Annotated in this window: 9 protein-coding genes and 1 tRNA gene; 4 read left to right on the top strand and 6 right to left on the bottom strand. The window is 68.8% G+C overall.

Annotated features, from left to right (window positions below; translation table 11 throughout):
• Positions 1 to 25: 25 nt before the first annotated feature.
• Positions 26 to 820 carry a PspA/IM30 family protein gene (locus ASF21_RS07350; RefSeq protein ID WP_055768655.1) on the top strand — a complete coding sequence of 265 codons (795 nt, stop codon included), beginning with the start codon at positions 26 to 28 and terminating at the stop codon, positions 818 to 820.
• Between the two features lie 114 nt (positions 821 to 934).
• Positions 935 to 2,335 carry a cryptochrome/photolyase family protein gene (locus tag ASF21_RS07345; protein WP_055768651.1) on the top strand — a complete coding sequence of 467 codons (1,401 nt, stop codon included), beginning with the start codon at positions 935 to 937 and terminating at the stop codon, positions 2,333 to 2,335.
• Between the two features lie 258 nt (positions 2,336 to 2,593).
• Here ASF21_RS07345 and ASF21_RS07340 read toward each other — a convergent pair.
• The 3 genes from ASF21_RS07340 to ASF21_RS07330 all read right to left on the bottom strand — a co-directional run bounded on the left by ASF21_RS07340 (position 2,594) and on the right by ASF21_RS07330 (position 7,113).
• Positions 2,594 to 2,667 (bottom strand) — tRNA-Met (locus ASF21_RS07340).
• A 68-nt stretch (positions 2,668 to 2,735) separates the two neighbouring features.
• Positions 2,736 to 5,777, bottom strand: a complete 3,042-nt coding sequence (locus tag ASF21_RS07335; RefSeq protein ID WP_082471303.1) for a UPF0182 family protein — start codon at positions 5,775 to 5,777, stop codon at positions 2,736 to 2,738.
• 241 nt (positions 5,778 to 6,018) lie between these two features.
• A complete protein-coding gene (locus ASF21_RS07330; RefSeq protein ID WP_055768648.1) occupies positions 6,019 to 7,113 on the bottom strand; it encodes a PDZ domain-containing protein in 1,095 nt (364 codons plus the stop codon).
• Positions 7,114 to 7,340: 227 nt separating this feature from the next.
• Here ASF21_RS07330 and ASF21_RS07325 point away from each other — a divergent pair, with 227 nt between their 5' ends.
• A complete protein-coding gene (locus ASF21_RS07325) occupies positions 7,341 to 8,951 on the top strand; it encodes a zinc-dependent metalloprotease (protein WP_082471302.1) in 1,611 nt (536 codons plus the stop codon).
• A gap of 60 nt (positions 8,952 to 9,011) precedes the next feature.
• Here the strand turns inward: ASF21_RS07325 and ASF21_RS07320 are convergent, their stop codons facing one another.
• Genes ASF21_RS07320 through nudC form a run of 3 tightly spaced genes read right to left on the bottom strand, consistent with a single transcriptional unit; the run spans position 9,012 to position 12,656 of the window.
• Positions 9,012 to 9,605: a M48 family metallopeptidase gene (locus tag ASF21_RS07320; protein ID WP_055768645.1), complete on the bottom strand. Its 594-nt coding sequence runs from the start codon at positions 9,603 to 9,605 to the stop codon at positions 9,012 to 9,014.
• Positions 9,592 to 11,700, bottom strand: coding sequence for an ATP-dependent DNA helicase UvrD2 (locus ASF21_RS07315; protein ID WP_055768641.1), 2,109 nt, complete (start codon positions 11,698 to 11,700; stop codon positions 9,592 to 9,594). Before ASF21_RS07315 ends, ASF21_RS07320 begins: the two co-directional genes overlap by 14 nt.
• On the bottom strand, positions 11,700 to 12,656 hold the full coding sequence (gene nudC / locus ASF21_RS07310) for an NAD(+) diphosphatase (RefSeq protein ID WP_055768638.1): 957 nt from the start codon (positions 12,654 to 12,656) through the stop codon (positions 11,700 to 11,702). The genes ASF21_RS07315 and nudC overlap by 1 nt, the downstream gene beginning before the upstream one ends.
• A 163-nt stretch (positions 12,657 to 12,819) precedes the next feature.
• Between nudC and ASF21_RS17485 the strand changes: the two genes are divergently transcribed.
• Positions 12,820 to 14,331: a phosphotransferase gene (locus ASF21_RS17485; RefSeq protein ID WP_321166887.1), complete on the top strand. Its 1,512-nt coding sequence runs from the start codon at positions 12,820 to 12,822 to the stop codon at positions 14,329 to 14,331.
• Positions 14,332 to 14,408: the final 77 nt, after the last annotated feature.

Raw genomic sequence — 14,408 nt, 5'->3', positions numbered from 1 at the left:
CATGAAGAATCGAAAGGGAAAATCAATGGTAAAGCAGTCAATTTTCGGCAGGATCGCCCAGCTCACGCGAGCCAACATCAACTCGTTGCTTGATCAGGCGGAGGATCCGCAGAAGATGCTCGACCAGATGGTCCGTGACTACACCAACAGCATCGCCGAGGCCGAGAGCGCCGTCGCGCAGACGATCGGCAATCTCCGCATGATGCAGGACGACTACAACGAGGACGTGGAGAACGCACGGAGCTGGGGCAACAAGGCCCTTGCCGCCTCACGCAAGGCGGACGAGTACCGCGGGACGGGCGACACCACCGACGCCCAGAAGTTCGACAATCTCGCCAAGGTCGCGATCCAGCGCCAGATGGCCGCCGAGAATGAGGCGAAGGGAGCCGAGCCGACCATCGCGTCCCAGACCGAGATCGTCGACAAGCTCAAGGACGGCCTCAACCAGATGAAGGGCAAGCTCGGTGAGCTGACCGTCAAGCGCGACCAGCTCATCGCGCGGGCCCGGACCGCCCAGGCGCAGCAGCAGGTGCACGACGCCGTGAAGAGCATCGACTTCATGGACCCCACCAGCGAGGTAGGCCGTTTCGAGGAGAAGATCCGGCGCGAGGAGGCCAAGGTCCGTGGACAGCAGGAGCTTACGTCGTCGAGCCTGGATGCGCAGTTCGAGAGCCTGGAGGACCTCGGCGAGCAGACGGAGATCGAGGCACGCCTGGCGGCACTGAAGTCAGGCTCGGGATCGCAGTCGGCGATCGGTCAGGGCACCGGCAGCGGTGCAGCCGACGGGACGCCGTCGACGACGGGCGAGACCACCTACTGATCGGTAGGAGCGCCGTGGCGACCGCATAGCACAGTGGGATCATGGCCACGTGGCCATGATCCCCCTGTCGTCCGCCCTGTCCGGCGCGTCGGTGGCACGGTCTAGATTGAGGCCATGGCTGTGACACTGGTGTGGTTCCGCGACGATCTCCGTATTTCCGACAATCCCGCGCTGGTCGCGGCCGCGGACAGCGGGGACGACGTCGTCGCCTGCTACGTGCTCGACGAGGAGTCGGAGGGCATTCGTCCCCTCGGCGGTGCCTCCAGATGGTGGCTCCACCACTCCCTCTCGGCGCTGGGCGACTCCCTCGAACAGCTCGGTATCCCGCTGGTCCTCCGTCGCGGCGCCGCAGGTGACGTGATCCGCCGACTCGTGGAGGACAGTGGCGCCCACGCGGTGGTGTGGAACCGGCGGTACGGCCTGGCGGAGCGCACGGTCGACTCAGCCCTCAAGACGTCCCTGACCGACGATGGCGTCGACGCCACGAGCTACCAGGCGAACCTGATGTACGAACCGTGGGAGGTCACCTCGGGGTCGGGCCAGGCATACAAGGTCTTCACGCCCTTCTGGCGCGCCTGCCTCACCTTCAGGACCCCCCGCACACCGCTGGCATCGCCCGATTCGCTCTCATCGCCCGACGGACCCGGCCTGGACTCCGACCAGCTCCCCGCGTGGGGCCTCCTTCCCACCGGACCCGACTGGGCCCAGGGGCTCCGGGACACATGGACCCCCGGTGAGGCCGGCGCGCACGAGCGGCTCGACGACTTCCTCGACGGCGCTGCCCGTGGCTACAAGAACAGCCGGAACCTCCCGGCCGTCCACGGCACGAGCATGCTCTCCCCGCATCTGCGCTTCGGCGAGATCAGCCCCTTCGAGGTCTGGCACGCCGCCCAGGACCACAAGGACAGCTCAACGGCCGAGGACATCCGCGTCTTCGGATCGGAGCTCGGGTGGCGGGAATTCAGCTGGCAGCTGCTGTACTTCAATCCCGAGCTCGCCACGGTGAACTACCGCCCCGAATTCGACGCCTTCACCTGGGAGAGCTCGACGCAGGCGGAGCTCGAGGCGTGGCAGCAGGGACGTACGGGGTACCCCCTGATCGATGCCGGAATGCGTCAGCTGTGGGAGATCGGTTGGATGCACAACCGTGTCCGCATGGCGACGGCATCCTTCCTCATCAAGAACCTGATGATCGACTGGCGGGTCGGCGAGAAGTTCTTCTGGGACTGCCTCGTCGACGCCGATGCTGCCAGCAACGCCGCGAGTTGGCAGTGGGTGGCCGGCTCCGGCGCCGACGCCAGCCCGTACTTCCGCATCTTCAACCCGGTCCTGCAGAGCAAGAAGTTCGACCCGAAGGGCGCCTACCTGGTGCGTTTCGTTCCGGAGCTTGCGGACGCCGAGAACGTGCACGAACCATGGAAGGGCTCCGCGCCGGGATATCCCGCGCCGGTCGTGGACCTCAAGGAGAGCCGGGAACGCGCTCTCAGCGCGTACAAGGCGCTGTCGGACTCCTGAGGGCGGCGCAGAGCCACACAGGGCGGGGTGAGGACGCGCAGGCGGCGCAGAGCCACACGGGGCGGGGTGAGGACGCGCAGCGCGCTGCCGGCACAATTCCGGGTCCGTCGGCGATGCGATGATCGAGGCCGACCATGCGACTGCGGCAGGCGGCCCAAGCGCACCGACGCAAGCGCTGGTCGGGGCGCTACCGCCTGACGTCTTCCCTGCACAGCAAGAAGTCCGGCCCACCCTCAGGTGGACCGGACTTTCTTTTCGTTGCGGGGACAGGATTTGAACCTGTGACCTCTGGGTTATGAGCCCAGCGAGCTACCGAACTGCTCCACCCCGCGGCGTGTAACTAACGTTACCGGCCGCGGGGCCAGGAGGCAAATCGAGCGGCTGCCCGGGCTCCTGAGGACTACTCGCCGGAGCCCGAAACCTGCGCTTCGGCATCGAGCGCGCGCTGCAGGGCATCCTGCAGACGGTCCTGGGCCTCACCGTAGGCGGCGAAGTCGCCGGATGCCAGTGCTGCGTTACCGTCCTGGATGGCCGTGTTCGCATCGTCGAGCGCCGTGCGGAGGTCCGCGGCCGGATCGCCGCTCGTCGCCGGCGGGGTGGCACCCGAGGTTGCTCCCGGCGTCGGCGTAGGAGCAGGGGTTGCACCCTCGTCCCCGCCTTCAGCGGGCGTCGCCGGATCCTCCGGCGTGGCTCCGACATTCTCCTCGTCACCGGTGGTCGCTCCCGAATTGCCGTCGAACACCTGGTCGAGGGCCTCGGCGAGTGTCGGTGCGAATCCGACGTCGTCGCCGAAGCTCACGAGGACGCGACGCAGGACCGGGAAGGAGGAACTGCCGGAGGACTGCACGTACACGGGCTGCACGTAGGCGATGCCGCCGCCGATCGGCAGCGTCAGCAGGTTCCCATTGATGACCTCGGAGGCGCCCTGCCGCAGCAGGTTCAGCTCCTGGGACACCGTGGTGTCCGAGTTGAACAGGTTCTGCGCCTGGCCCGGGCCCACCACGGAATCCTGGCCGGAGCTGTCGAGGAGCGTCAGGCGTCCGTAGTCCTCGCTCTTGACGCCGTCCTCGCCGGTTCCCGCATCACCGTTCGCGGCCAGGAACCCGTAGAGCACGTTCCTCGGGGTCTGCCCCGCCGGTACGAAGGGGATGAACGGCGTGGTGAGGGAGAACGCGGCCTGATCCTGGTTCGGCATCTGCAGCGTCAGGTAGAACGGCGGCTGGCGGTCGGTGAGCGCCGTCGACGTCTGACCGTCGGAGGTCTGGCCCGGATCACCCGGGACGTTCCACGCCTCGCTGTTGTTGTAGAAGGCGTCCGTGTCGGTCACGTGGTACCGGGCGAGCAGCTCGCGCTGCACCTTGAAGAGATCCTCCGGGTAGCGGACATGGGCCATCAGATCGGCCGACATCTCGCTGTACGGCTTCAACGACGAGGGGTACACGTTCTGCCACGACTTCAGCACGGGATCCTGGTCGTCCCAGGCGTACAGGTTGACGGAGCCGTCGTAGGCATCCACCGTCGCCTTGACGGCATTGCGGATGTAGTTGACGCGCTCGGCGGGCAGCGCGGTGGCGAGCCCTTCCGCGGTCTGCGAGTCCTGTGTCGCCGACTCCAGCTCCTGCTCGGTCGAGTAGGGGAAGCTCGCGCTCGTCGTGTAGCCGTCGATGATCCACTTCACGCGGCCGTCGACGATCGCCGGGTAGCTGTTGCCGTCCAGCGTCAGGTACGGAGCCACCTTGCGCACGCGGTCCACGGGATCACGATCGTAGAGGATCTGCGACGAGCCGTTGACCTGGTCCGAGAGCAGCAGGTCCGTGGACTGGAACTTCAGGGCGTAGACGAGACGGTTGAAGGCATTGCCCACATCGGGTCCACCCTCGCCGCTGAACGTCGTCCGGGACTCGTTGTCGGAGTTCTCGTTCTGGGGGCGGTCGATCTCCGCCGGTGCCTGGCCCTCCGGAGCGCCGACGACCGAGTACAGGGGCGAGTCCTCACCGAAGTAGATGCGGGGCTCGTACGTCGACTCGTCGCCGAGCACTCCCGTACTGGGGATACCCGACTGCAGGAAGGACGGACGGCCGTCGGGCTGGACGGTCGAACCGGCTGCCGCCACGACGCCGTAGCCGTGGGTGTAGAAGACGTGCTCGTTGACCCAGCCGTCAGGGACACCGTTGGTGTCCAGTTCACGTACGGCGATGACGGTGTCCTGCACCTCGCCGTCGATCTCGTACCGGTCCACATTGAGGGTCTCGGGGAACTGGTAGTACTGGCGGAACTGCTGCAGCTGGCTGAAGGCGTCCGAGACGAGGTTCGGATCCAGGAGGCGGATGTTCGCCGTGGTCTCCCCGTCGTCGCCGAGCGCGCCGGCCTGCGGGACCGCCTCCGGCGTGTAGGGCTCCACCTCCACCTGGTCCAGCCCGTAGGCCTCGCGGGTGAGGTCGATGTTGCGGTCGATGAATTGGCTCTCGAGGCTGAGTTCGGACGGGCGCACCTGGAAGCGCTGCACGACTGCCGGGTAGACGCCGCCGGCGAGCAGCGCCGTGATGATCAGCATCGCCGTGCCGATGAGCGGGAGGCGCCAGCGGCCGATGAAGGCCGATGCCACGAAGAGGACCGCGACGATGATCGCGGCGACCGCGAGGATCGCCTTGGTCGGGATGACCGCATTGACGTCGGTGTAGAGCGCACCGGCCCAGGTGCCCTGGTTCAGCAGGGTGTCGTAGCGGTCGAGCCAGTAGTTGACGCCCTGCAGGACGAGGAAGAGTGCAGCGACGACGGCGATCTGGACGCGGGCGGCCTTCGTGGTGAAGAGCCCCTTCTCCTCCAGGCGGATGCCGCCGTAGAGGTAGTGCGTGAGGATCGTCGCGATGGCACTGATGATGACCACACTGATCAGGAACCCGAGGACGAAACTCAGGAACGGCAGGGTGAACATGTAGAAGGCGTAGTCCATGCCGAACTCGGGATCCTGCTTGCCGAACGGCTCCTGGTTCACGAACAGCAGCACCTCCTGCCACTGCGAGGAGGCGGCCGTTCCGGCGAACGCTCCGAGGACCACCGGGATCCCGAGCATCAGCAGCCGGCGAATGGGCTCCAGCTGCGCCTGGTACCGGTTGAGATTGTCCTGGATGGCGCTGTCCGGAGCGTAGATCGGGCGGCTCCGGAACGCGATGCGGAGGCTGAAGAACACGGCTCCGGCCATGACGAGGAACGCGATGACGAAGAGGACGATCCGCGACAGGTTCTCCGTCACGAACACTTCGAGGAACCCGAGTTGCTGGTACCAGAGCACGTCCGCGTAGACCTGGGACAGGTAGACGAACGCGATCACGATCACCGCCACGACGATGATGGTCGGTATCAGCGGGCTGCGGCGCCGGCTCGTTGCTGCACTTGCTGGGCTCGGCCTACTGCCGAACGGACGGTCTGGTCCGGATGTCACATCTACCTCATCGTTAGCTGCTGCGGGTCACGACGACCGGTGTTCCACAACGCTCCCCCAGCCCGCGCACGGACAGAAGACAGCGCGCAGTCACGCCCTTCGTGTTTTCATTCTGCCCTGTCCACGATCAGGCGGACCAATTAGGTTCCCGCTGATCGCCCGAGGCGGAGGATCGTCATCGAACCGTGTCGTCGGAGGGCTTGAACCTGCAGCACCTGCCGTGGTGGCGACGGTCGCGACCTCAGCAGGATGGCAATCCGGACGCGTCGCCGCCGGAGCCCAACGTCTCGACGGCCCGCACGGCGTCGTCGAGTGTCTCCACCCTGACGACGGTGAGCCCGTCGGGGATGTGGCCGACCACGTCCCCGCAGTTGTCCGCCGGAGCGAGGAAGAACTCCGCGCCGCTGGACCGAGCTCCGACCAGCTTCTGCGCGATCCCCCCGATCGGGCCGACCGCTCCCGCGGAGTCGATGGTGCCGGTCCCCGCGAAGTGCCTGCCGCCGGTCAGGTCCCCTTCGGTGAGCGTGTCGATGATGCCGAGGGCGAACATGGTGCCGGCCGAGGGCCCACCCACGTTGTCGAGCTGGATCGTCACCTGGAACGGGAAGTCGAACGTCGACGACAGGACGATCCCGAGCTGGTAGCCGCCCGCCTCCGACTCCTTCGGCGTGACGGTGACCGTCCGTTCGGCTCCGTCCCGCACGATCGCCAGCTCGGCCGGGGCACCCCCTGCGTCGGCGAGGGTGGACCGCAGGACGTCGATGTCCTCGATCCGGCGACCGTCGACGCTGCGGAGGACGTCACCCGCCTGCAGGATCCCCTCGGATGCGGAGTCCTCGGCGAAGCCGGCGACGGACAGCTCCTCGGTGAAGTCGATGTCCTCGTGCGACAGCGCGGCGGCGATCGCGGACTCCTGCGACGACGTCATGGCCACCGCGTTCTGCTCCTGTACGTCCGAGGACGTGGTGCCCTCCGGATACACGAGCTGCTCGGGGACGACGTTCTCAGCCGGGTCGGCCCACGCACGGAGGGTGTCGAGCACGTTGACCTGCCCGTTGGGACCCCCGCTGACGAAGACGGTCGTGAGATCGAGTTCACCCTCCGGCGGGAACGTCTCCCTGCCCTCCACCGTGATGAGCGGCTGGCCGTCGACCTCGCCGATGGTGTTGAACGTCGGGCCCGGCGCCTCGATGACGTAGGGCGCGGGGAGAAGGACGGCCGCCGCCGACAGGACCACGGCGAGCCCACCGGAAATGGCCATGGCGCGGAAGCGCGGATCCCTCGGGCGGGTCGGTTCCTCGGGGCTGTAGGACTCGAAGTGGACAGGCTGCGTCACTGCGCTTCTCTCTGTTGGCGTGCCGTGCTGCGGCGCTGCGCGCGCCCTTCCGGCTTCCTCAGAATAGACGCTCGGACCGATACGGCTCGCGATCCGTGCGCCGACATCACCCGGCCACCACGACGCCGGACCGGGTGCGGGCGCGTCTTTGCCCTCAGCGAACGACACACGGGGTGCGGGACACCGGCTGCCCGTGGCCGGTAGCGTGATCCTCACAGCCGGCGCGGATGGCACAGCCGTCCACGCCCGGACCCGCCAAGCTACTCCCAGGACCGGTGGTATCAGTGACCAACCCATCCAACCCCTCGAACGGCGACGACGACACGCCCCAGGACCCGTTGTCCGAGATGCTGTCGAAGATGTTCGGCGGTGGCGCCGGTGGGTTCGACCCGCAGGAGATCGCGAAGGCAGCCGGTCTGCCCTCCGACCCGGCGGCCATGGCGATGATGATGCAGCAGGTCCAGGCGATGTTCTCGACGCCCAGCGAAGGGCCCGTCAACTGGACCATGGCCCACGACCAGGCGCGACGGGTTGCCGCCTCCGACAACGATCCATCGGTCACGGCACTCCAGCGGCGCAGCGTCGACGAATCCCTGAAGCTGGCCGAGATGTGGCTCGATCCGGTCACCGACTTCCCGAGCACGGGTCAGCTCGGCCGCGCGTGGTCGCGCGCCGAATGGGTCGAGGCGACGATGACGACCTGGCGGCGGCTCACGGAGCCGGTCGCCACGAGCATTGCCAAGGCCCTGTCCGATGTGATCTCCGAGCAGCTGCCCGAGGAGATGAAGTCCATGATGGGGATGATGGGCGGGCCGGCGTCCATGCTGCAGAACGTCGGAGGTGCGATGTTCGGCATGCAACTGGGTCAGGCCGTCGGCGCACTGTCCAAGGACGTGGTCGGCTCCACCGACATCGGGGTCCCGCTGGCCGACGGCCGGATGGCGCTCCTCCCCGCGAACGTCGCGGCCTTCGGCGAGGGGCTCGACATCCCCGAACAGGAGGTGCAGCTCTTCCTGGCCGTGCGCGAGGCCGCACACGTCCGGCTGTTCACCCACATCCCCTGGCTGACCGGGCACCTGCTCGGCAGTATCGAGCGCTATGCCCGCGGCATCCATATCGACATGAACAAGATCGAGGAAGCCGCGCGGGACATCGACCCGACCAACCCGGAAAGTCTTCAGGGCGCTCTCTCGCAGGGAGTCTTCATGCCCGAGCGCACGCCGGAGCAGGACGCGGCGCTGGTGCGCCTCGAGACAACGCTCGCCCTGGTGGAGGGCTGGGTGGACGAGACGACGGCCGCCGCAGCGGCCAACCTGCCCTCGGCCGGGGCCCTGCGCGAGATGGTGCGCCGCCGCCGGGCGACAGGCGGACCAGCCGAGCACGCGTTCGCCTCCCTCGTCGGACTGGAACTGCGACCGCGGCGCCTGCGCGATGCGGCCGCCCTGTGGTCACTCCTCACGACCGAGCGCGGCATCGAGGGCCGTGACGCCCTGTGGCAGCACCCGGACCTCCTGCCCACTGCGGAGGACCTCGACGATCCCGCCGGTTTCTCCGAGCGCCGGAGACTGCTGGAGTCCTCCGATGCGGACGTCGACGCGGCCCTCGAGCGACTTCTCTCGGGTGGCTTCGAGCCCGCGGCGGAACCGTCCGACGACGGCGCCGCTGACCCGAGGGACGGCAGCGCCGATGCCCCCGCCAACGATCCCGGGAAGGCCGACGAGACGGGTGGGGGAACGGCCTCCGATGTCGTGCAGGAGCAGGACGAGACCCCCGGGGCCGGGAAGGAACCGGACGGCAGCCAGGACCCCGACTCCCACGGCGGCGGGACGAACCGCTGATCCGGACGCCGATCACGGCGTGGCGGGTCGGCCGCGTTCCTCACTCCTGACAGTCACTGCTCAGGAGTCGGCCATCGGTCCGGTCCCGCCGCCCGCATCCATCAGGTTGCGGTGCGCGGCGAAGGCTGCTCCGTCGAGGAAGGCCTTGGCCGTCTCCGTCCGGGGATAGGACGTCAGCAGGCGCCAGAAGGCCGGGCTGTGCGACGGCTCGATGAGGTGGGCCATCTCGTGCAGGATCACGTAGTCCACCACCCAGTCGGGCATCCCGTGCAGGCGATGCGAGAGGCGGATGGTTCGGTGCGCGGGAGTCGCCGAGGCCCACCGGGAGTTCTGGTTGGTGACCCAGCTGATCCGCGCCGGGACACCCCGTCCGTCGAGGAACCTGCGCGCCAGGTCCTCGGCACGCAGGAGGAGGTCGGGCACGGGGGCGTCGCTCTCGATCTGCGGCGCCGTCGGATACTTCTGCGCCATTCGCTCGACCATCCGCTTCACCCAGTGCTTCTCCTGGGAGGCGGAGAAATGGCCCGGGATCGAGACCCGGAGAACCCCGTCCCTGATGTCCGCGCTGACGGTCCGTCGTCTTCGGGCCGAGCGCACGACGACGACCGGCAGCGGCGCTGCGAGGTCCGGCCCGGCAGGGTCAGGACGCGTCACTGATGATCTCGAGGACGGCCTCGCCGTAGCGTTCCAGCTTCGACGATCCGATCCCCGCCAGCTCGCCCAGCTCGTCGAGTGTCTGTGGGCGCGCCTCGGCGATCGCGATGAGGGTCGCGTCGGTGAAGACGACGAAGGCCGGCACCTCCTTCTCCCGTGCCTCCTCCCGCCGCCAGGCCCTGAGCGCCTCGAACGTCTCCTCCTCGTAGCTCGCCGGGCACTCTGTACACCGCCCGATCTTCCGCTCGGCACCGGTGAGCAGCGGTCGCTTGCAGACCCTGCACACCGCTGGTGCGGAGGACTTGCGCGTCGACTTCGCTCGGGGCTGGCGAAAACTCGCCTGCCCGGCTGTCGCAGGGCGGAGCGCGTCGAGGAAGCGCGACGGCTTCCGGCTCGCCCGACCGCCCGGCGAACGGGAGGTGGACCAGGACAGCGCGACGTGGACCCGGGCGCGCGTGATGCCGACGTAGAGGAGGCGGCGTTCCTCGTCGACGGCTTCCTGCGTGTCCGCGAAGGAGATCGGCATGAGCCCTTCGCTCAGCCCGACGAGGAAGACGGCGTCCCACTCGAGCCCCTTGGCGGAGTGCAGCGAGGCGAGCGTCACACCCTGCACCGTCGGGGCGTGCTGGGCTGCGGCTCGCTCCTCGAGTTCGGCGACGAACGTCTGCAGGGTGAAGGACTCGGGCCCGCGCACCCGGTTGAGTTCGTCAGCCAGTCCGACCAGCGCGGCCAGCGACTCCCACTTCTCCCGGACGGCTCCGGAGTTCTGCGGCGCGACCGAGGTGTAGCCCAGAGACGCGAGCACGTCACGGACCTGCTGCGGGACGTCGTCGTCACCCTGGGTGCGGGCCGCCGCCCGCAGCTGCAGGAGGGCGTCACGGACCTCACGGCGCTGGAAGAACCGTTCTCCGCCGCGCAGCTGATAGCCGATGCCGGCACTCGCCAGGGCCTGCTCGTACGCCTCCGACTGGCCGTTGGTGCGGTAGAGGATCGCGATCTCGCTGGCCTTGACGCCCTGGTCGAGGAGGACGCCGATCCGCCTCGCGCACTCCCCGGCCTCCGCCTCGTCGTCACTGCACTCCGTGAACACCGGCTCGGGACCGGCAGGCCGTTGGGCGACGAGTTCGAGCGGAGCCGACCACGTGGTGTTGACGGCCCGGCGATCGGCCTCGCTGCTCCGTGCCGCCAGCAGCGTATTGGCGGCCCTGACCACCTGGGGGGTCGAGCGGTAGTCCCGGACGAGCCGGACCACCTGCGCACCCTCGTACCGCTTGGTGAAATCGAGCAGGTGCCGGGAGGTGGCGCCGGTGAAGGAGTAGATCGTCTGGCTCGCGTCACCCACGACGCACAGTTCGCGACGCTCGCCGAGCCACAGGTCGAGTAGTCGCTGCTGGAGCGGGGAGACGTCCTGGTACTCGTCCACCACGAAGTGCCGGTACTGGGCCCGTACCGTGGCGGCGACTTTCTCGTCCTCCTCCAGGATGGCGACGGTGGTGAGCAGGACGTCCTCGAAGTCGATGAGATTGCGGTCGATCTTCAGGTCCTCGTACGCAGAGAAGATGCGGGACACCGTGATCAGGTCCATCCCCGCGGGTTCCGCCCGGCCCGCCGCCGCGGCCGTGTAGGCGTCAGGCGTGAGCATGGACACCTTTGCCCACTCGATTTCCGCGGCGACGTCGCGGATCGCCGCGCGGTCCGTCGACAGGCGCAATCGCCGGGCCGATTCGGCGATGAGCTGTGCCTTATGGTCGACGAGGGCCGGCAGTGGCCCACCGACAGCCTGCGGCCAGAAGTACTGCAGCTGCCGGAGCGCCGCGGCGTGGAAGGTCCGTGCCTGGACTCCCCCGGCGCCGAGATCCCTCAGCCTGGTCCGCATCTCCGCCGCGGCCCGCGCGGTGAAGGTGACCGCGAGGACCTGCTGCGGCTTGTAGACCCCGGTGTGCACGCCGTAGGCGATGCGGTGGGTGATGGCCCGGGTCTTTCCCGTCCCCGCGCCGGCGAGGACGCACAGCGGACCGTTCAGCGTGCTGGCCACGGTCCGCTGTTCGTCGTCCAGTCCTTGGAGGATGCTGTCCTCGAGCAGCAGCTCGGACACTAGGGACGCGCCTCCGACGGCTCCTCGTCCAGCGGTCCGCCGTACCAGCGTTCGATCAGGGCACGCGCGATCGAGACACCACCCGCGACGGCGATGGTGCCGTCACGCACCTCCCTGAACAGCTGCTCCCTCGTGAACCAGCGGAGCGACCGCATCTCGTCACGGTCCGGTACGGCGTCGGTCGTGACCGCGCGCGCCGTGAAGCCGAGCATGAGCGACGCGGGGAAGGGCCAGGGCTGGGAGCCCAGGTACTCCGGCGACTGGATCTCGATACCGGACTCCTCCCCCACCTCCCGGATCACCGCGGCCTCGAGCGACTCCCCGGGCTCGACGAACCCGGCCAGTGTCGAGTACCGGTCCTCGGGCCAGGCGACAGCGGAGCCGAGGAGGAGGCGGTCGTCGTCGTCCACGACCGAGACGATGATCGCGGCATCGGTGCGCGGGTAGTGCTGGGATGAATCCTTCGGACACTGGCGCACCCATCCGCCGTCGCGGACGTCCGTGGGTTCGCCGCAGCGCGGGCAGTGGCTGTGCGTGGCATGCCAGTTGGCGATCGCCGCCGCCTCGACGAAGAGCCCCGCGTCACGGGCGTCCAGCGACGCGGCGATCTCCCGCAGCCCCAGCCACCCCTGCGTGGGGGAGATCACGGGGTCCTCCTCGGGCAGGACCGCGAGCACCACAGGCGCTCCGGCGTCCACCGCACCCTCGTTGATCCGGCCCAGATACACGACCAGCTCGGGCCGCTGCACGTCGGAGGGCGACAACAGCAGCAACGCGTCGGCGGTCACGGGGGCCTTGCCCCGGACGAGGGTCAGGACCCTGGTCTCCGGTGTCTCCCAGAGGCGATCCAGGAGGCCGTCGGCGACCCTCGCGACTCCGTCGCGATCGGAATCGGCGCGGGAGAGCGGGAGCGATCCGAGGGGAGGCAACACCAGGGTCCGGAGGGGTTCGGTCATGGTTCTACGGTACGTTCTCGCTCTCCCAAAACACATTCCGCGGGGGCCGGGTGGAGGAGTGGTCCGAACGGGAAGACGAGTAGTCCATCTGGCGACTCGCCGCGCCGGAACGGAGCGGGCGGAGGACGGACGACCTACGGTGGAACTTGTGAAACGGACACCCATGGAACTTGCTGCCATCGCCAGTGCCGCAGTGCCCGGCCTGGCCCCGACCGGCGTCGCAGGCGCACCGGATGATGCTGCGGACTTCGATTCCGCCCTCCTGGTCGACGATGCGGGCAAGCAGTGGCGGGTGAGGTCACCGAAACATGCCGAGGCAAGCATGCGCCTCGAGACGGAGTTGCAGGCTCTGCGGGCCTTCACCCCGGCCGTCAAGGCTGAACTTCCCTTCCTCATCCCGCACATGGCCGGGAGTGTCCGGCAGGGCGATCTCAGCACGTTCGTCTACTCGCACCTGGCCGGCAGCACACGCACGCTGGAAGCCCTGGCCGCCGGTGGCCGCCCGATGGCCGCGGAGCTCGGGCGGGTGATCGCCGCGATCCACGAACTGCCCAAGGACATGGTGCAGCGCGCCGACCTGCCGGGCTACGAGGCCGACGAGTACCGCCAGCGCAAGCTGAACGAACTGGATCAGGCCGCGACCACGGGCAAGATCCCTCCCGTCCTGCTGCGCCGCTGGGAACACGCGCTGGAGGACGTGGCGCTCTGGCGCTTCAGCCCGACCGTGATGCACGGCGATCTCCACGAGGACCACCTGCTCGTCTCGGCGGGCCGGGTGTCCGCCGTGACGGGATGGACCGACCTCTGCATCGGCGACCCGGCCGAGGACTTCGCCTGGCTGGCGGCGGCCGAGGACAGTACCTTCGTCGATGCCGTGCATGCCGCATACGGCGCGGCCCGCACCTCCGCCGTCGACCCCCACCTCTCCCGCAGGGCCGCGCTCGCGGCGGAGTTCGCGCTGGCACAGTGGCTGGTCCGCGGAGTCGCCCTTGACGATGGCGCGATGATCCACGAAGCCGAAGGCATGCTCGCCACGCTCGCAGCCGATGTGGAGTCGATCGAGCGCGAGCAGCACGAAGCTGCGGAGAGGGCACAGCGCGCCGAGGAGGAACGGCGCGAGTGGGGCGACGAACACGGCGACGACGCCGAGGACGAGCCCGCCGGGGACGATACTCCGGGTTCGACGGGCGGATCGTGGTCCTCCACCCCGCAGTCCGACCACCGGCCGGCTGCCGGCTCCACCGTGCGTCGGAACGTCGCTGACGGTTCGGACACAGCTGCAGAGGAGAGTTCGGGCACCGGTCCGACCGCTCCTCGGCCCGACCACGCGACAGAGGACCGTGACGACGCACCGTCCGGGCGTCGCGGCGGCGATGACTTGGAGCGCACCGGCAGTCACGCCTACGATCCCAGCGCGGCGTCCCGGCCCGCCAACCCGTCGACGGAGGGCGGCTCCCGCCCCGTGGACCATGGGTCGGATCACGGACGCGGGCACCGCGAGGCCGACACTCCGTCCGGGTCGTCGCTGGCGCACGCCCGTCTGGTCGCCGCCCGGCAACGCCCGGCAACCGGCGGTTCGTCCAAGGTGACCCTGCTCCGCGGCGGCGACACCTCTGCGGGCTCCCCCGACGACGTCGCCACGTCGACGCTGCCGATCGTCTCCTACGGACGCTGAGTCCGGGTCCGCTGGCCGTGGTGCGTGGCGCGCCCGGTAGTCGTCGTCCTCCCGGCTCGGGGGCCTATATTCCGTGC

It is taken from the genome of Arthrobacter sp. Leaf234, from assembly GCF_001422665.1.
GTDB lineage: Bacteria > Actinomycetota > Actinomycetes > Actinomycetales > Micrococcaceae > Arthrobacter_D.
This window is presented reverse-complemented; position numbering and strand designations above follow the sequence as displayed.